Source organism: Streptomyces flavochromogenes (genome assembly GCF_000717595.1).
Classification (GTDB): domain Bacteria; phylum Actinomycetota; class Actinomycetes; order Streptomycetales; family Streptomycetaceae; genus Streptomyces; species Streptomyces flavochromogenes.
The window spans coordinates 1-16,669 of the sequence record NZ_JNZO01000023.1; the positions used below are offsets into that span (position 1 = coordinate 1).

General features: G+C 71.8%; 15 protein-coding genes. 11 read left to right on the forward strand and 4 right to left on the reverse strand.

What is annotated here, in order from left to right; genetic code table 11:
* Positions 1–53 precede the first annotated feature (53 nt).
* Positions 54–503, reverse strand: a complete 450-nt coding sequence (locus IF00_RS0126815) for a murein hydrolase activator EnvC family protein (protein WP_030322314.1) — start codon at positions 501–503, stop codon at positions 54–56.
* Between the two features lie 255 nt (positions 504–758).
* Here IF00_RS0126815 and rpsB point away from each other — a divergent pair, with 255 nt between their 5' ends.
* The 11 genes from rpsB (at position 759) to IF00_RS0126870 (ending at position 12,917) form a co-directional block, all read left to right on the forward strand.
* Entirely contained in the window at positions 759–1,667 is a 909-nt protein-coding gene (rpsB, locus tag IF00_RS0126820) for a 30S ribosomal protein S2 (RefSeq protein WP_030322316.1), read from the forward strand.
* Between the two features lie 102 nt (positions 1,668–1,769).
* Complete coding sequence (tsf, locus tag IF00_RS0126825) at positions 1,770–2,606, forward strand: translation elongation factor Ts (RefSeq protein ID WP_030322319.1); 837 nt, start codon at positions 1,770–1,772, stop codon at positions 2,604–2,606.
* Positions 2,607–2,769: 163 nt separating this feature from the next.
* A complete protein-coding gene (gene pyrH, locus IF00_RS0126830; protein WP_030322320.1) occupies positions 2,770–3,534 on the forward strand; it encodes a UMP kinase in 765 nt (254 codons plus the stop codon).
* A 94-nt stretch (positions 3,535–3,628) separates the two neighbouring features.
* On the forward strand, positions 3,629–4,186 hold the full coding sequence (frr, locus tag IF00_RS0126835; RefSeq protein WP_030322321.1) for a ribosome recycling factor: 558 nt from the start codon (positions 3,629–3,631) through the stop codon (positions 4,184–4,186).
* Entirely contained in the window at positions 4,186–5,289 is a 1,104-nt protein-coding gene (locus IF00_RS0126840; RefSeq protein ID WP_078944862.1) for a phosphatidate cytidylyltransferase, read from the forward strand. The genes frr and IF00_RS0126840 overlap by 1 nt, the downstream gene beginning before the upstream one ends.
* Positions 5,290–5,408: 119 nt before the next feature.
* Positions 5,409–7,025, forward strand: coding sequence for an MFS transporter (locus IF00_RS0126845; protein ID WP_030322330.1), 1,617 nt, complete (start codon positions 5,409–5,411; stop codon positions 7,023–7,025).
* Positions 7,026–7,072: 47 nt separating this feature from the next.
* Positions 7,073–8,179: a dual-specificity RNA methyltransferase RlmN gene (gene rlmN / locus IF00_RS0126850; protein WP_030322331.1), complete on the forward strand. Its 1,107-nt coding sequence runs from the start codon at positions 7,073–7,075 to the stop codon at positions 8,177–8,179.
* A 237-nt stretch (positions 8,180–8,416) separates the two neighbouring features.
* On the forward strand, positions 8,417–9,511 hold the full coding sequence (locus tag IF00_RS0126855; protein ID WP_030322333.1) for a thiamine ABC transporter substrate-binding protein: 1,095 nt from the start codon (positions 8,417–8,419) through the stop codon (positions 9,509–9,511).
* A 38-nt stretch (positions 9,512–9,549) separates the two neighbouring features.
* Positions 9,550–11,163, forward strand: a complete 1,614-nt coding sequence (locus tag IF00_RS0126860; RefSeq protein ID WP_030322336.1) for an ABC transporter permease — start codon at positions 9,550–9,552, stop codon at positions 11,161–11,163.
* Positions 11,163–12,191: an ABC transporter ATP-binding protein gene (locus tag IF00_RS0126865; RefSeq protein ID WP_030322337.1), complete on the forward strand. Its 1,029-nt coding sequence runs from the start codon at positions 11,163–11,165 to the stop codon at positions 12,189–12,191. Before IF00_RS0126860 ends, IF00_RS0126865 begins: the two co-directional genes overlap by 1 nt.
* A gap of 78 nt (positions 12,192–12,269) precedes the next feature.
* Positions 12,270–12,917 (forward strand): dihydrofolate reductase family protein, encoded by a 648-nt coding sequence (locus IF00_RS0126870; protein ID WP_030322339.1) that lies wholly within the window; start codon positions 12,270–12,272, stop codon positions 12,915–12,917.
* A gap of 495 nt (positions 12,918–13,412) precedes the next feature.
* Here the strand turns inward: IF00_RS0126870 and IF00_RS0126875 are convergent, their stop codons facing one another.
* The 3 genes from IF00_RS0126875 to IF00_RS0126885 form a co-directional block, all read right to left on the reverse strand.
* Complete coding sequence (locus tag IF00_RS0126875) at positions 13,413–14,576, reverse strand: LOG family protein (protein ID WP_037639155.1); 1,164 nt, start codon at positions 14,574–14,576, stop codon at positions 13,413–13,415.
* A gap of 99 nt (positions 14,577–14,675) precedes the next feature.
* Complete coding sequence (locus IF00_RS0126880; RefSeq protein ID WP_030322345.1) at positions 14,676–15,827, reverse strand: hypothetical protein; 1,152 nt, start codon at positions 15,825–15,827, stop codon at positions 14,676–14,678.
* Positions 15,809–16,537 (reverse strand): ABC transporter ATP-binding protein, encoded by a 729-nt coding sequence (locus tag IF00_RS0126885; protein WP_030322347.1) that lies wholly within the window; start codon positions 16,535–16,537, stop codon positions 15,809–15,811. Before IF00_RS0126885 ends, IF00_RS0126880 begins: the two co-directional genes overlap by 19 nt.
* Between the last annotated feature and the right edge of the window lie 132 nt (positions 16,538–16,669).

Genomic DNA, 16,669 nt, shown 5'->3' on the forward strand with positions numbered 1-16,669 from the left:
TCCCCGCCCCACCCCCTCCCTCGCCGTCCTCGGTCACCTCGGTCGCCTCGTGATCAGCCTCCGACCGGCAGCAGGCGGGACGGGGCGCGTGGGGTCAGGAGCAGCGGGTTCAGGTAGCGGTCGCCTCTGAGCAGGCCCCAGTGGAGGCAGCTCTCCGGGCAGTGCGTGCCGGGGGCGACCCGGGCGATCGGGGTGCCGGCCGCGACCCGCGTCCCGGGCTTCACCAGCGGAGTCACCGGGGTGAACGTGGTCCGCAGTGGGGGAGCGCCCGAGTGCGGCAGGGTGAGGGTGAGGACTCCGCGCCCGCCGACCGGGCCCGCGAAGGTGACCGTGCCGGCGGTGGGTGCCAGGACCGGGGTGCCCGGTGGCGCGGCCAGGTCGACGCCGCGATGCCCGGCCGCGTAGGGGCCCGGAGGTGGCTGCCAGCCGCGGAGGATCTCCGGGGGTGGCGGGCCCACCGGCCACAGGAGGCCGAGGGTCAGGATCAGTGCCGTGAGGTGCATGGGAGAACGCTCCCCCGCCCGTCCGGTTCGCAGGGGGCGCGGACGGTTTCTGTGGACCAGCCGCCGGTTGTGGACAGCGCCGTCACCCGCTGCTCCCGGGGTCCCGTACACTTCCTATGGCGACCCGGGTCACCGGGTCGACTTCGCACGCCCCGCCACTACCCTCACCGGCCGTGGCAGCGCCTTTCGGTCCCTCGCGGGCATGGCGCGTCGGGGCGTCAGGAACATAACCGAGAAACTCAAGGAGATACGGCCATGGCCGTCGTCACGATGCGGGAGCTGCTGGAGAGCGGCGTCCACTTCGGTCACCAGACCCGTCGCTGGAACCCGAAGATGAAGCGCTTCATCTTCACCGAGCGCAACGGCATCTACATCATCGACCTGCTCCAGTCGCTGTCGTACATCGACCGCGCCTACGAGTTCGTCAAGGAGACCGTCGCGCACGGCGGCTCCATCATGTTCGTCGGTACGAAGAAGCAGGCCCAGGAGGCCATCGCCGAGCAGGCGACGCGTGTCGGCATGCCGTACGTCAACCAGCGTTGGCTCGGTGGCATGCTCACCAACTTCTCCACCGTCTACAAGCGTCTGCAGCGCCTCAAGGAGCTCGAGCAGATCGACTTCGAGGATGTGGCCGCGTCCGGCCTCACCAAGAAGGAGCTCCTGGTCCTCTCCCGCGAGAAGGCCAAGCTGGAGAAGACCCTTGGTGGTATCCGCGAGATGCAGAAGGTGCCGAGCGCCGTCTGGATCGTCGACACCAAGAAGGAGCACATCGCCGTCGGTGAGGCGCGCAAGCTCCACATCCCGGTCGTCGCGATCCTCGACACCAACTGCGACCCCGACGAGGTCGACTACAAGATCCCGGGCAACGACGACGCGATCCGCTCCGTCACCCTGCTCACCCGCGTGATCGCCGACGCCGTCGCCGAGGGCCTCATCGCCCGCTCCGGCGCCGCGACCGGCGACTCGAAGCCGGGCGAGAAGGCCGCCGGCGAGCCCCTCGCCGAGTGGGAGCGCGACCTGCTCGAGGGTGAGAAGAAGGCCGACGACGCCGAGGCCCCCGCCGCCGAGGCGCCCGCTGCCGAGGCCCCCGCCGCCGAGGCTGCTCCGGCCGAGGCCGCTGCCGAGGCCACCGAGGCTCCGGCCGCGGACGCCGAGCAGGCCTGACCCTTCAGGACCTTCGGGTGACGACGGCGGGGGCCCACGAAGCCCCCGCCGTCCACCCGTGGACCCGCCCGATCTTTCAGACTTCGAGAGAGAAACAGACTCATGGCGAACTACACCGCCGCTGACGTCAAGAAGCTCCGCGAGCTCACCGGCGCCGGCATGATGGACTGCAAGAAGGCCCTCGACGAGGCCGACGGCGACGTCGACAAGGCCGTCGAGGCCCTGCGCATCAAGGGCCAGAAGGGTGTCGCCAAGCGCGAGGGCCGCTCCGCCGAGAACGGCGCCGTGGTCTCCCTCATCGCCGACGACAACACCTCCGGCGTCCTCGTCGAGCTGAAGTGCGAGACGGACTTCGTCGCCAAGGGTGACAAGTTCCAGGCCGTCGCCGACAAGCTCGCCGCCCACGTCGCCGCCACCTCCCCGGCCGACCTGGACGCGCTGCTCGCCTCCGAGATCGAGGCCGGCAAGACCGTGCAGGCGTTCGTCGACGAGGCCAACGCCAACCTCGGCGAGAAGATCGTCCTGGACCGCTTCACGCAGTACGCCGACGGCTTCGTCTTCGCGTACATGCACCGCACGATGCCGGACCTCCCGCCGCAGATCGGTGTCCTCGTCGAGTTCGACAAGGCCGACGCCGCCGTCGCCAAGGGTGTCGCCCAGCACATCGCCGCCTTCGCGCCGAAGTACCTCACCCGTGAGGACGTTCCGGCCGAGGTCGTCGAGACCGAGCGTCGCGTCGCCGAGGAGACCACCCGCGCCGAGGGCAAGCCCGAGGCCGCGCTCCCGAAGATCGTCGAGGGTCGCGTGAACGGCTTCTTCAAGGACGCGACGCTGCTCGGTCAGCCGTACGCCCTTGACAACAAGAAGTCCGTCCAGCAGATCCTGGACGAGGCCGGTGTCACCCTGAAGCGCTTCAGCCGCATCAAGGTCGGCATCTGAGTCCGTACGCGAACGCGACGGACACCGGACCCCGGTAGGGTCTGAGGCAGTCGTCCGCGCACGCGCAGGACGACCGCAGATCTGACGAGGAGGCCATTGCCGTACGGGAAACCGCGAGGACCCAAGGCAATGGCCTCCTTCGTATGTGCACGAGGAGATCTCCATGAACCAGGGCGCCGTACAGGGCGACGACAACAACGGCAAGAAGGCCGGCCGCTACATGCTGAAGCTGTCCGGAGAAGCCTTCTCCGGCGGTACGGGCCTGGGCGTCGACCCCAATGTCGTGCACGCCATCGCGCGTGAGATCGCGGCCGTCGTCCGCGACGGCGCGGAGATCGCGGTGGTGATCGGCGGCGGCAACTTCTTCCGTGGCGCCGAGCTCCAGCAGCGCGGCATGGACAGGGCCCGCTCCGACTACATGGGCATGCTCGGCACCGTGATGAACTGCCTCGCCCTCCAGGACTTCCTGGAGAAGGAGGGCATCGACTCCCGCGTCCAGACCGCCATCACCATGGGCCAGGTCGCCGAGCCGTACATCCCGCTGCGCGCCGTGCGCCACCTGGAGAAGGGCCGCGTGGTCATCTTCGGTGCGGGCATGGGCATGCCGTACTTCTCCACGGACACCACCGCCGCCCAGCGCGCCCTGGAGATCGACGCCGAGGCGCTCCTCATGGGCAAGAACGGCGTGGACGGCGTCTACGACTCCGACCCGAAGGCCAACCCCGACGCGGTCAAGTTCGACGCACTGGAGTACGGCGAGGTGCTCTCCCGCGACCTCAAGGTCGCCGACGCCACCGCCATCACCCTGTGCCGGGACAACAACCTCCCGATCCTCGTCTTCGAACTGCTCACCGAGGGCAATATCGCTCGCGCGGTGAAGGGTGAGAAGATCGGCACGCTCGTGAGCGACCAGGGCACCCGGGCCTGACCCGAACCGGGGAACCGCCCCGCAAGGGGATGGACAGAGCCCTGCCGGTCGTACACCGTGCAGGACACAACGCGACGACACGCAGGAGCATGTGGTGATCGAAGAGACCCTCCTCGAGGCCGAGGAGAAGATGGAGAAGGCCGTCGTGGTCGCCAAGGAGGACTTCGCCGCGATCCGCACCGGCCGTGCGCACCCGGCGATGTTCAACAAGATCGTGGCGGACTACTACGGTGCCATCACCCCCATCAACCAGCTGGCGTCCTTCTCCGTCCCGGAGCCGCGGATGGCCGTGGTGACCCCGTTCGACAAGAGCGCGCTGCGCAACATCGAGCAGGCGATCCGGGACTCGGACCTCGGCGTCAACCCGAGCAACGACGGCAACATCATCCGGGTGGTGTTCCCCGAGCTGACGGAGGAGCGCCGCCGGGAGTACATCAAGGTCGCCAAGGGCAAGGCCGAGGACTCGAAGATCTCGATCCGCTCGGTCCGCCGCAAGGCCAAGGAGACCATCGACAAGCTCGTCAAGGACGGCGAGGTCGGCGAGGACGAGGGCCGCCGCGCCGAGAAGGAGCTCGACGACACCACCGCGAAGTACGTCTCGCAGGTGGACGAGCTGCTCAAGCACAAGGAAGCCGAGCTGCTCGAGGTCTGATGAACGACTCTTCCTGGGGGGCCCCGGCCGGTTCCGGCCGTGGGGGACCCGACCAGGGGCCCGTCCCGGCGGGTCCCGCATACGATCGGCATCAGGCGGCGCAGACTCGGCCCATGCCCATCGTGCCCGACGTTCCCGCCGGCGGATTCCAGGACGGTCACGGCCGGGGGGCCGCTCACCAGAGCGGTCCCCTGTTCCGTGACGAGACGCCGCACGAGCACCCGCAGGAGCCCATGCCCAGCCCCACCCCGCCTCCGCCGCCCGCGCCTTCGGCGCCACGGCAGAAGAAGAGCGCGGGGCGCAATCTGGGCGCGGCCATAGGGGTCGGGGTCGGCCTCGGGGCCGTCATCATCGCCTCGCTGTACATCTGGCCGCCGGCGTTCGTCGGGGTGATAGCGGTCGCCGTGGTGGTCGGGCTGTGGGAGCTGACCTCTCGCCTCCAGGAGCGCAAGGGCATCAACGCTCCGCTGGTGCCGCTCGCGGTCGGCGGCGCGGCGATGGTCGTCGCCGGTTACGTCCGGGGGCCCGAGGGCGCCTGGGTGGCGATGGCGCTCACGGCGCTCGCGGTGCTCGTCTGGCGGATGACGGAGCCTCCCGAGGGCTATCTGAAGGACGTCACGGCGGGTGTGTTCGCGGCGTTCTACGTGCCGTTCCTGGCGACGTTCGTGGCGTTGATGCTCACCGCCGACGACGGCCCGCAGCGGGTGCTGACGTTCCTGGTGCTGACGGTGGTCAGCGACACGGGTGCGTACGCGATCGGCTGGCGCTTCGGCAAGCGCAAGCTGGCGCCGAGGATCAGTCCCGGAAAGACCCGTGAGGGGCTGTTCGGGGCGGTGGCCTTCGCGATGGCGGCGGGTGCGCTGTGCATGCAGTTCATGATCGACGACGGTGTCTGGTGGCAGGGTCTGCTGCTGGGTCTCGCGGTGGCGACGAGTGCGACGCTCGGCGACCTCGGCGAGTCGATGATCAAGCGGGATCTGGGCATCAAGGACATGGGCACCCTGCTGCCGGGGCACGGCGGGATCATGGACCGGCTGGACTCGCTGCTGCCGACGGCTCCGGTCGTGTGGCTGCTGTTCGTGATCTTCGTCGGTTCGGCCTGATCCGTACGCGTGTGTCGTCAGGGCCCGTCACCCTCCGGGGTGACGGGCCCTGACGCATGGGGGCGGCATGTGCGTTCGGCCGCCGAGCCGAAACCGTGGCGTACGGGGAGAATGCGCTCATGGCATCGAAGGCAGGCGCCGACGGCGCACCCGCGGGGGCACGGCTCGTCCTGCTGACCCTCGCGGCGGGCCAGTTCCTGATGGCCCTCGACAGCTCCGTCATGAACGTGGCGATCGCGACCGTGGCCGAGGACGTCGGCACGACGGTGACCGGGATCCAGGGCGCCATCACCGCGTACACGCTGGTGATGGCGATGTTCATGATCCCCGGGGGCAAGGTCGGGGTGCTGATCGGCCGTCGGCGCGCGTTCATGATCGGCTGCGTGATCTACGGCTGCGGCTCGCTGACCACGGCTCTCGCGCCGAACCTGCCCGTTCTGCTGGTCGGCTGGTCGTTCCTCGAAGGCATCGGGGCGGCGCTCATCCTTCCGTCGATCGTGGCGCTGGTGGCGGGCAACTTCCCCACCGAGGGCCGGGCCGCGGCGTACGGCATCGTGGCGGCGGCGGGCGCCGTGGCCATCGGGCTCGGACCGCTCATCGGAGGCATCGCCACGACCTACTTCTCCTGGCGCTGGGTCTTCGCCGGCGAGGTCCTGGTCGTGCTCGTCATCCTGGTGTTCGCCCGCCGCATCGCCGACGCCGGCGACGAGGAACACCCGCGCATCGATCTCCTCGGCGCGGTCCTCTCCGCCGCCGGGCTCGGGATCTTCGTCTACGGCGTCCTGCGCTCGGACGAATGGGGCTGGGTCCAGCCCAAGGCCGACGCGCCCGCCTGGCTCGGGGTGTCGATGACCGTGTGGCTGATGCTGACGGGGCTGCTCCTGGTGTACCTGTTCCTCCGCTGGGAGGCCCGGCTCGTCGAGCGGGGCCGGGATCCGCTCGTCGACCCGGCCATGCTGCGGAACAAGCAGCTCACCGGCGGTCTGACGATGTTCTTCTTCCAGTACCTCGTGCAGATGGGCGTCTTCTTCGTCGTCCCGCTCTATCTGTCCGTGGCCCTCGGTCTGTCCGCGCTGCAGACGGGCGCCCGGATCCTGCCGCTCTCGCTGACGCTGCTGGCCGCCGCGGTCCTCATCCCGCGCTTCCTTCCCGACGTCTCGCCGCGGCGGGTGGTACGGATCGGGGTGGCGGCGCTCCTCGCCGGTGCGGTCGCCCTGATGGCCGCGCTGGACGCGGACGCCGGAGCGGAGATCGTCACCGTCCCGCTGCTGCTGATCGGGTTCGGGATGGGGGCCCTGGCCTCCCAGCTCGGATCGGTCACGGTGTCCGCGGTCCCGGACCGGCAGAGCGCGGAGGTCGGAGGCATCCAGAACGCCGTCACCAACCTCGGCTCCTCGATGGGTACGGCGCTCGCGGGCTCCCTGATGATCGCCGCGCTGACGACCTCGTTCCTGGGCGCCGTGGAGCGGAACGAGGCGATCCCGGCCGAGGTGAAGAGCCAGGCCGTGGTCGAGCTGCAGAGCGGCGTCCCGTTCCTCTCGGACGCCCAGCTGACGACCGCTCTCGACGAGGCGGGCACGAGCGAGGAGGTGGCCGAGGCCGCACTGGAGGCGAACGAGGCCGCCCGCCTGGACGGCCTCAAGGCCGCCCTCGCGATCCTGGCCGGCGCGTCCGTCGTGGCACTCTTCTTCACCCACCGCATCCCCCGCACCCAGCCCCGGTCACCCGCACCCTGAAACGGCGAACCGGGCCATGGGTGCGCGTCTGCGACACTGGTAGCACCATGCCCAAGCCCGGAGAACTCACTTTCGTCGCCCCCCGCGGAGCCAAGAAGCCGCCGCGGCACCTGGCCGACCTCACGCCCGCCGAGCGGAAGGAGGCCGTCGCCGCGATCGGCGAGAAGCCGTTCCGCGCCAAGCAGCTGTCCACCCACTACTTCGCGCGGTACGCGCACGATCCCGCCGAGTGGACGGACATTCCGGCCGCCTCGCGGGAGAAGCTGGCCGGGGAGCTGCTGCCCGATCTGATGTCCGTGGTGCGGCACATCTCGTGCGACGACGACACCACCCGTAAGACCCTGTGGCGGCTGCACGACGGCACGCTCGTCGAGTCGGTGCTCATGCGCTACCCGGACCGGGTGACCATGTGCATCTCCTCGCAGGCCGGCTGCGGGATGAACTGCCCGTTCTGCGCGACGGGGCAGGCCGGGCTCGACCGGAACCTGTCGACCGCCGAGATCGTGCACCAGATCGTGGACGGCATGCGGTCGCTGCGGGACGGGGAGGTGCCCGGGGGACCGGCGCGGCTCTCCAACATCGTGTTCATGGGCATGGGCGAGCCGCTCGCGAACTACAAGCGGGTCGTCGGTTCCATCCGGCGGCTGACCGACCCCGAGCCGGACGGTCTCGGGCTGTCCCAGCGCGGGATCACCGTCTCCACCGTCGGGCTCGTGCCCGCGATGCTGCGGTTCGCCGACGAGGGCTTCAAGTGCCGGCTCGCGGTCTCGCTGCACGCCCCGGACGACGAGCTCCGCGACACCCTGGTGCCGGTCAACACGCGGTGGAAGGTGCGCGAGGTCCTCGACGCCGCCTGGGAGTACGCGGAGAAGTCGGGCCGCCGGATCTCCATCGAGTACGCGCTCATCCGGGACATCAACGACCAGGCGTGGCGCGGTGACCTGCTGGGCCGACTGCTCAAGGGACGCCGGGTGCACGTCAACCTGATCCCGCTGAACCCGACGCCGGGTTCGAAGTGGACGGCGTCGCGTCCGGAGGACGAGAAGGCCTTCGTCGAGGCCATCGCCCGCCACGGCGTGCCGGTGACCGTGCGGGACACCCGCGGCCAGGAGATCGACGGTGCCTGTGGACAGCTGGCAGCCGCCGAGCGCTGACCTTGTAGTCTGAGCTCGAACACATCTCCATATTCCGACAGGGGAGCGCCACAGCGCTGAGAGTGCGGTCACCGTAGGACCGCAGACCCTCTGAACCTTGCCCAGGTCATTCTGGGTAGGAAGTTCGGTCGTTTACTCAAGCTGTTGCGCCCTGCCCGCGTCCGGTTCGCCGGTCGTGGGCAGGGCCGCGTCTCTTCCTGGTCATACCCAGGAGGAATCTCAGTGAGCACCAATCCGGTGAGCATCAAGAAGGCCGCCGCCGCCGCGCTCGTCGCGGCGCTGGGCGTCACCACCCTCGCCGCCTGCGGCACGGACGACGTCCGCGAGGCGGCGGGCAAGTCCGGCGCGCCCGCGCCGAAGACCGTGACCCTCGTGAGTCACGACTCGTTCAACGCCTCCAAGGAGGTGCTGGCCGAGTTCACGAAGCAGACCGGCTTCACCGTCAAGGTCCTGAAGAGCGGCGACGCGGGCGAGGCCGTCAACAAGGAGATCCTGACCAAGGGCTCCCCGCAGGGCGACGTCTTCTTCGGCGTCGACAACACCCTGCTGTCCCGCGCCCTCGACAACGGCATCTTCGTGCCGTACGCGGCGAAGGGCCTGGACCGTGTCCCGGCCGCGTACCGGCTCGACAAGGAGCAGCGGGTCACGCCGATCGACTCGGGTGACATCTGCGTCAACTACGACAAGAAGTACTTCGCCGACAAGAAGCTGGCTCCGCCGGTGACCTTCGACGACCTGGCGAAGCCGGCGTACAGGAACCTGCTCGTCGTCGAGAACCCCGAGCGGTCCTCCCCGGGCCTCGGCTTCCTCCTCGGTACGGCCGCCAAGTACGGCGACGAGGGCTGGCAGGACTACTGGACGAAGCTCAAGGCCAACGGTGTGAAGACCGTCGACAGCTGGGAGCTCGCCTACAACCAGGAGTTCTCCGGCTCGGCCGGCGGCAAGCAGGCCAAGGGCGACCGGCCGCTCGTCGTGTCGTACGCCTCCAGCCCGCCGGTCGAGGTGCTCTACGGTGAGCCGCAGCCGAAGGTGGCCCCCACCGGGGTGTCCACCGGGACCTGCTTCCGGCAGACCGAGTTCGCGGGCCTGCTGAACGGCGCGAAGAACCCCGAGGGCGGCAAGGCCCTGATCGACTTCCTGATCTCCAAGAAGTTCCAGGAGGACATGCCGCTCCAGATGTTCGTCAACCCGGTGGCGAAGGACGCGGCCCTGCCCGAGCTGTTCACCAAGCACGGCGTGGTCGTCGACAAGCCGGAGACGATGGCGCCGGAGAAGATCGCCGAGAAGCGTGACCCGTGGATCCAGCAGTGGTCGTCGCTCGTTCTGAAGTAGTCCCCGACCGCCGGGGAAGCGCGGCGCGGCTCGGCCTGATGGTCGTGCCCGTCGCCTTCTTCGCGCTCTTCTTCGCCTGGCCCGTCGTCTCGATCGTCGAGCGCGGGCTGCGTGTCGACGGCGTGTGGCAGTTCGGCCGGTTCGGCGAGACCCTGAGCCGGCCGGAGATCCTCGACGTCCTGTGGTTCACGCTCTGGCAGGCGCTCGCCTCCACCGGGCTGACCCTGCTGATCGCGCTGCCCGGCGCGTACGTCTTCGCGCGTTTCGACTTCCGCGGCAAGGGGCTGTTGCGCGCGGTCGTCACCGTGCCCTTCGTGATGCCGACCGTCATGGTCGGTACGGCCTTCCTGGCGCTCGTCGGCCGCGGCGGGCTCCTCGACGAGCTGTGGGGCGTACGCCTCGACACCACGGTCTGGGCGATCCTGATCGCCCATGTGTTCTTCAACTACGCCGTCGTCGTGCGGACCGTCGGCGGCCTGTGGGCGCAGCTCGACCCGCGTCAGGAGGAGGCGGCCAGGGTCCTCGGCGCGTCCCGCTGGAAGGCGTGGCGGACCGTGACCCTGCCGGCGCTGGCCCCGTCGGTCGCCGCGGCGGCGCTGATGGTCTTCCTGTTCACCGCGAGCTCCTTCGCCGTCGTCCAGATCCTCGGCGGATCCACGTACTCCACCCTGGAGACGGAGATCTACCGGCAGACCGTCGTCCGCTTCGACCTGACGACGGCGGCCGTCCTCACGATGGTGCAGTTCGTCGCCGTCGGCGTCGTCCTCGCCGTACACGCCCGGACGGTCCGCCGCCGGGAGACGGCGCTGAGGATGGTGGCACCCGAGGAGACGGCGCGCCGGCCCCGGGGCATCGGCCAGTGGGCGCTGTTCGCGGCCGTCCTGCTCTCGGTCGCCCTGCTGATCGTGCTGCCGCTCGGTGTGCTCGTCGAGCGGTCCTTCGCCACCTCCCACGGCTACGGGCTCGACTACTACCGGGCCCTGCAGACCCCCGACCCCTCCGGCACCTTCCTCGTGCCCCTGCTCGACACGATCGGGAACTCGCTGCGGTACGCCGTCGTCGCCACCCTGATCGCCCTCGTCATCGGCGGCCTCGCCGCGGCCGCGCTGACTCGGCGCGCCGGGCGGCTCGTACGGGGCTTCGACGCGCTGCTCATGCTGCCGCTCGGGGTCTCGGCCGTGACCGTCGGCTTCGGCTTCCTCATCACGCTCGACGAGCCGCCGTTCGACCTGCGGGCCAGCTGGATCCTCGTACCGCTGGCGCAGGCACTCGTCGGTGTGCCCTTCGTCGTACGGACGATGCTGCCGGTGCTGCGGGCGGTGGACGAGCGGCTGCGGGAGGCGGCGGCCGTGCTCGGCGCCTCGCCGTGGCGGGCCTGGCGGGAGGTGGACCTGCCGCTGGTGCGACGGGCGTTGCTGATCGCGGCCGGGTTCGCGTTCGCCGTCTCGCTCGGCGAGTTCGGCGCGACCGTCTTCATCGCCCGCCCGGACAGCCCGACGCTTCCGGTGGCGGTGGCCCGGCTCCTCGGCCGGCCCGGCGAACTCAACTACGGCCAGGCGATGGCCCTCTCGACGATCCTCATGGTGGTGTGCGCGGTGTCCCTGCTGCTGCTCGAACGGCTCCGGACCGAGCGCACCTCGGGGGAGTTCTGATGCTGGTGCTCGACGGGGCGACCGTACGGTTCGGGGAGCGGGCCGCGCTCGACGCCGTGGACCTGGAGGTCGCCGACCACGAGATCGTGTCCGTGCTCGGGCCGAGCGGCAGCGGCAAGTCCACCCTGCTCCGGGCCGTCGCGGGGCTGCAGGCCCTGGACGGCGGGCGGGTGCTCCTCGGCGGCGCCGACCAGCGCGGCGTGCCGGTGCACCGACGCGGCGTCGGACTGATGTTCCAGGACCACCAGCTGTTCCCGCAGCGGGACGTCGACGGCAACGTCGCCTTCGGGCTGCGGATGCGCGGGGCCGGGAAGGCCGAGCAGGCCGAGCGGGTGGCGGAGCTGCTCGACCTCGTCGGACTGCCGGGCGCGGGGCGGCGGTCCGTCGCCGCGCTCTCCGGCGGTGAGCAGCAGAGGGTGGCGCTGGCCCGCGCGCTGGCGCCCCGGCCCCGGCTGCTGATGCTCGACGAGCCGCTCGGTCAGCTCGACCGGGGGCTTCGGGAGCGTCTCGTCGTGGAGCTGCGGCAGCTGTTCGGGCGGCTCGGCACGACGGTGCTCGCGGTGACCCACGACCAGGGCGAGGCGTTCGCGCTGGCCGACCGGGTGGTGGTCATGCGGGACGGGCGCATCGCCCAGTCGGGTGCACCCGTCGAGGTGTGGTCGCGGCCGGCCTCGGAGTTCGTGGCCCGTTTCCTCGGGTTCGACAACGTGGTGGCGGCACGGGTGACCGGGCCGGTCGCGGAGACCGCCTGGGGGAAGGTCCCGGTGCCGGACGGCTCGCCGCAGGGCGAGCGGCGGCTCCTCGTCCGGCCCGGCGGGGTGCGGCTCGTGCCCGTCGATGAGGGGCCGGAGTGGACGGTCGAGTCCCGGACCTTCCGGGGCAGCCATGTGGCCGTACGGCTCCGCCCGGTGGACGGACCGCCGCTGGACGCGGAGCTTCCGCTGCGGGAGGCGCCGGGGGAGGGCGCCGCGGTCGGGGTGGAGTTCCGGGCGGAGGACGTGGTGGTGCTGGGGGACGACATTCCGTAGTCGGTGCGATGAGTTTTCCGGTCCGGTGGAGTCTCCTTGGTGTTCGTCACGTCTTGTCGACCACGCGGGAGGAACCCCATGGGCCAGCTGCTCAGAGTCCAGAACTTCATGGTCTCGTCCGACGGATTCGGTACGGGTGAGGGCCAGAGCCTGGAGCATCCCTTCGGGCACGCGGATCCCGGGGCCATGTTCTCCTGGGCGGGTGCCACGGCGAGCTGGCCCAACCGCACCGACCCCGGGGGCAGCCGTGGCCTCGACGACTACTTCACGCGGGACTTCTCCCGGAACATCGGCGCCGAGATCATGGGCCGCAACAAGTTCGGACCGCAGCGCGGGCCCTGGCAGGACTTCGAGTGGCAGGGCTGGTGGGGCGACGAGCCGCCGTTCCACACGCCGGTGTTCGTCATGACCCACCACCCGCGTCCCTCGTTCACGCTGTCCGACACGACGTTCCACTTCGTCGACGGCGACCCGGCGAGCGTGCTGGCGCGGGCGAAGGAGGCGGCGGACGGCAAGGACGTCCGGCTCGGCGGCGGTGCCACCGTCATCCGGGAGTTCCTCGACGCCGGCCTCGTCGACACCCTGCACGTCGCGGTCGCGCCGGTGAAGCTCGGCTCCGGGGTACGGCTCTGGGAGTCGCCCGACGAGCTGCTCGACCGGTTCCACTGCGATGTCGTGCCCAGCCCGGGCGGTGCGGTGACGCACCACCTCTTCTGGCGGAAGTGACCCGAGGGCGTCTCTGGCAGCGGTCGCACGTCCTGGCCGCCGAGCGCCGGTGGAGGAGCGTGGCGCGGCCGAGGGCGAGGCCGTAGAGGGGAGAAGCCGCCATAGGCGACGGCGAACACCCAGGGGGTGGGGTCGACGAGGTCCGGGCTGACCGCCCCCGTCCGGGCCGGTACGCCGGTCGCGGCCAGGAACGCCCCGAACGGGGCGAGCGCTCCCGCCCCGGCCCAGCCGAGTGCGAGCAACGGCGGCCGGGGCAGGCGGCGGCGCACGCGGGCCCGATGAGGGCGGCGAGCGCCGCGCCCGTGGCGTACAGCAGCGACCAAGGAGGGCGGCGCGACCCGCCCCGGAGGGCCGGTCGGCCGGAAGTGTCCTCGGCGTCATGGGCCGAGCCTCGCGGGGAGCGCACCGGGGGGCGTCGGCCCGTGGTCGCGTCCCGCTCCGCCGCGCGGCGGAGGCGTGCGTACGGCTCCGGGAGCAGGCCCGCGCCGTCCCTCGTCAGCCGCCCCCGCCGGCCCCCTGCCAGGCCTTCGCCAGCCGCTCCAGGGCGTCCGGGGCCTCGTCGATCGAGTCCACGAGGGCGATGCGGGCCGCCATCGGCCGGCCGGCCGCCAGGGCCTCCAGGAGCGGCCAGGCCGGGAGGCGTTCCGTCCAGTGGGCGCGGTCGACCAGGACCATCGGGGTCGGCGGGCCGTGGGACGGGTAGTAGTTCGGGGTCGCGTTGTCGAAGATCTCCTGGACGGTGCCCGCCGCGCCCGGCAAGAAGACGACGCCCGCCGTGGAGCGGGAGAGGAGGCCGTCCTCCCTCGTGGCGTTGGCGAAGTACTTGCCGATGTGGCCCGCGAAGGCGTTCGGCGGCTCGTGGCCGTAGAACCAGGTGGGGATGCCGACCGAGTCGCCGCCGTGCGGCAGGCGGGCCCGTACCCGGAAGGCCGCGCGGGCCCAGTCCGTCACCGAGGGCGCGAAGGACGGGACCGCGGCGAGCTCGGCGAGCGCCTCGGTCAGGGCCTCGTCGGTGAACGGTGCCACGTACGCGCCGAGGTTCGCTGCCTCCATGGCGCCGGGGCCGCCACCGGTCGCCACGGTGAGACCGGCGCGCGCCAGTGCTCTGCCGAGCCTGGCGGCGCCCGCGTACGCCTCCGTGCCCCGGCCCATCGCGTGGCCGCCCATCACACCGACGACCCGGGTCCCGTCGAGGAGTTCGTCGAGGGCGTCGGAGACGGCGTCGTCGTGGATCGAGCGGATCATCGAGGCGAGGATGTCGCCGTCGGCCCGGGTCCGGCCGAACCACGCGTACGCGAGGGCGTCCGGCGTCCCCTCGTATCCCGTGTCCGCGAGCCCGTCGAACAGCTCCTCGGGGGAGTAGAGGGCTGCCCGGTACGGGTCGAAGGGCAGGTCGGGCACGGGCGGGAAGACGAGCGCGCCGTCGGCACGGACCTTGGCGGACCCTTCCGGCTGCATCCGGCAGCCGAGGAAGACGGCCTCGGTGGTGACGGCGGTCAGCAGGGCGAAGGTCCGGTCGGTGAGGTCGACCGACTGCACGCGGTACCCGGCGAGCGAACCGGGCCGGGCGACCGCCTCGTCGAACGCTTCGAGCGTGTGGATCTCGCGCCCGTGCCCGCGCGGTCCGGGCGGCCGGTGTGCCGGGGGAAGCGTCGCCATGGGCCCACGATAGGGGCGGCACCGTGGTGCCGCCCCCGGGGGTGTCGTGCCGTTCGGGCCGGGCTCGCGGCCTGACCCGCAGGACGGTTCTTCGGTGTCTCAGCCGGTCAGCGGCAGTGCCGCCAGTTCCGCCACGGCCCATGTCAGGGGGAGGAAGACCGCGAGCAGCACGCCGGCGCGCATCAGGGCCGCCGAGCGGAGGACCGTGGGCGGGGCGCCGATGCGGAGGAGGGCCTCGGTGGTGTGGGCGCGGCACTGCTTGGACTCCAGGGCCGCGGTGAGGAGGGTGGCCGTCGTGCAGGCCAGGACGAGGGCCGCGCCCAGGCCGGTGAGCGGGCCGAAGGCGCCGGGGCCGGTGCCCGTGTCGTGCAGGGCCGCCGCCGCGAGCGTCCCGGAGAACACCGCGGTGACCACGCCCAGGGGGCGGCCGATACGCCGGGACTCGTCCATCAGGACGCGGCCCGCGAGCAGCCGTGTGGCGCCCGGCCGGACGGACTGGAGGAGGCGGCCGCAGCCGTGGACCAGACCGGGGCCCGCCATCGCGAGGCCGACGGCGACGATGACCCAGCCGGCCAGGACGCCCGCCGGGTTGCCGTCGAAGCGGCCCGGCAGGGGGAGCCCGTCGGCGGCGCCCCTGCGGCCCGCGTACGTCTCGACCGCCAGGCCGACCGCGACCAGGGCGATCCCCCACGGCAGCCCGGACGGCACCGGCTTCTCCGCGCCCTCGGGCGCGGCGGGCGCGGTGCGCGGCCGCAGGGCCAGGCCCGCGGCCGTGGCAGCGACGACCGGGAGGACGGCGAGCAGGGTGAGGGCGGCGGCGAGCGGGATCGGCTGGTCGGCGGCGAGGAGGTCGGCGGCGGCCCCGTCGAAGGGCAGGCCGGTGATGTCGCCGCGCAGGTGGAGGTAGAACAGCAGCGCGATCATGGAGCCGAGCGAGCAGGCGACGGCCGTCGACGCGGCGGCGATCGCGGTGAGGCGGGCGGGGCCGAGGCCGATCGCGGAGAGCCCGGGACGCGGGCGCGTGCTGGGGTCGGTCCGGGCCACCGCGACCGCGAACTGGACGGTCGCGGCGAGCGGCAGGACGCACCAGAGCAGCCGCAGCACGGACGCCGAGGACCGTTCCGGGTGCCCGACCGCGTATCCGAGGGTGCAGAGCAGGAGGAAGCCCACCCCCGCCGCCGCGACGGCGACGAGGAGCCGGCGCGTCTGGACGAGGGGGTGGGCCCCGCGGGCTAGACGGAGAGCGAGCACGCCGCGACGCCCTCCGCCCCTGACGCCGGGGGTACGGTGCCGACCCGGCGGCCGTCGAGGAGTGCGACCGTGCGGTCGGCGAGCGCCGCGACCTCGGCGTCGTGGGTGGCGAGGAGCACGCTGATGCCGTGCGAGCGGGCGGCGGCGGTCAGGGTGCGCAGGACCTGGGCGCCGTCGGCCCGGTGCAGGATCGCGGTGGGTTCGTCGGCGAACAGCACCGACGGGGTGGTGACCAGCGCGCGGGCGATGGCGATGCGCTGGCGCTGCGCGTGGGTGAGGGCGTGCGGGCGTTTGCCGGCGCAGTCGCCGGTGTCGAGGCGCTCCAGCCACTCCACGGCGGCGGTCTTCGCGGCCCGGTGGGAGGTGCCGCGGAGCAGCAGCGGCAGGGCCACGTTCTCCCAGCCGGTGAGCTCGGGGACGAGGCCGGGCTCGGGGTCGATCCAGCCGAAGCGGTCGCGCCGGAGTCGTTCGCGGTCGGCGGGGCTCAGGGTGTGCACGGGGCTGCTGTTGAACCAGACCTCGCCCTGCTGGGCGATGAGCTGGCCGGACAGGCACCGCATGAGGGTGGTCTTGCCGCTGCCGCGCGGGCCGACGAGGGCGAGGATCTCGCCTTCGCGGACGCCGAGGGAGACGCCGCTGAGGGCGTCCGAACCGCCCAGGGCGCAGTGCAGGGAACGCGCCCAGAGCACGTCGTTGTCCGGTGGGGCCATCGCGTACACCTCGATGTCGGATCCGATCTGTGTCCCCCGTCCGGGGGAACGAAGGGACGGGCCTGTCGGTCACTGGGCACCGTAAGTATTCGGATCCGTTTGTACGGACAGCACGCGGCCCGGGCCGCCGCC

Excerpts from the sequence above, each read along its gene's own strand:
- pyrH (WP_030322320.1), top strand. The coding sequence starts at position 2,770 with ATGAACCAGGGCGCCGTACAGGGCGACGACAACAACGGCAAGAAGGCC.
- IF00_RS0126840 (WP_078944862.1), top strand. The coding sequence starts at position 4,186 with ATGAACGACTCTTCCTGGGGGGCCCCGGCCGGTTCCGGCCGTGGGGGA.
- IF00_RS0126845 (WP_030322330.1), top strand. The coding sequence starts at position 5,409 with ATGGCATCGAAGGCAGGCGCCGACGGCGCACCCGCGGGGGCACGGCTC.
- IF00_RS0126815 (WP_030322314.1), bottom strand. The coding sequence starts at position 503 with ATGCACCTCACGGCACTGATCCTGACCCTCGGCCTCCTGTGGCCGGTG.
- IF00_RS0126885 (WP_030322347.1), bottom strand. The coding sequence starts at position 16,537 with ATGGCCCCACCGGACAACGACGTGCTCTGGGCGCGTTCCCTGCACTGC.
- IF00_RS0126875 (WP_037639155.1), bottom strand. The coding sequence starts at position 14,576 with ATGGCGACGCTTCCCCCGGCACACCGGCCGCCCGGACCGCGCGGGCAC.
- tsf (WP_030322319.1), top strand. The coding sequence starts at position 1,770 with ATGGCGAACTACACCGCCGCTGACGTCAAGAAGCTCCGCGAGCTCACC.
- IF00_RS0126870 (WP_030322339.1), top strand. The coding sequence starts at position 12,270 with ATGGGCCAGCTGCTCAGAGTCCAGAACTTCATGGTCTCGTCCGACGGA.
- IF00_RS0126860 (WP_030322336.1), top strand. The coding sequence starts at position 9,550 with ATGGTCGTGCCCGTCGCCTTCTTCGCGCTCTTCTTCGCCTGGCCCGTC.
- rlmN (WP_030322331.1), top strand. The coding sequence starts at position 7,073 with ATGCCCAAGCCCGGAGAACTCACTTTCGTCGCCCCCCGCGGAGCCAAG.
- IF00_RS0126865 (WP_030322337.1), top strand. The coding sequence starts at position 11,163 with ATGCTGGTGCTCGACGGGGCGACCGTACGGTTCGGGGAGCGGGCCGCG.
- rpsB (WP_030322316.1), top strand. The coding sequence starts at position 759 with ATGGCCGTCGTCACGATGCGGGAGCTGCTGGAGAGCGGCGTCCACTTC.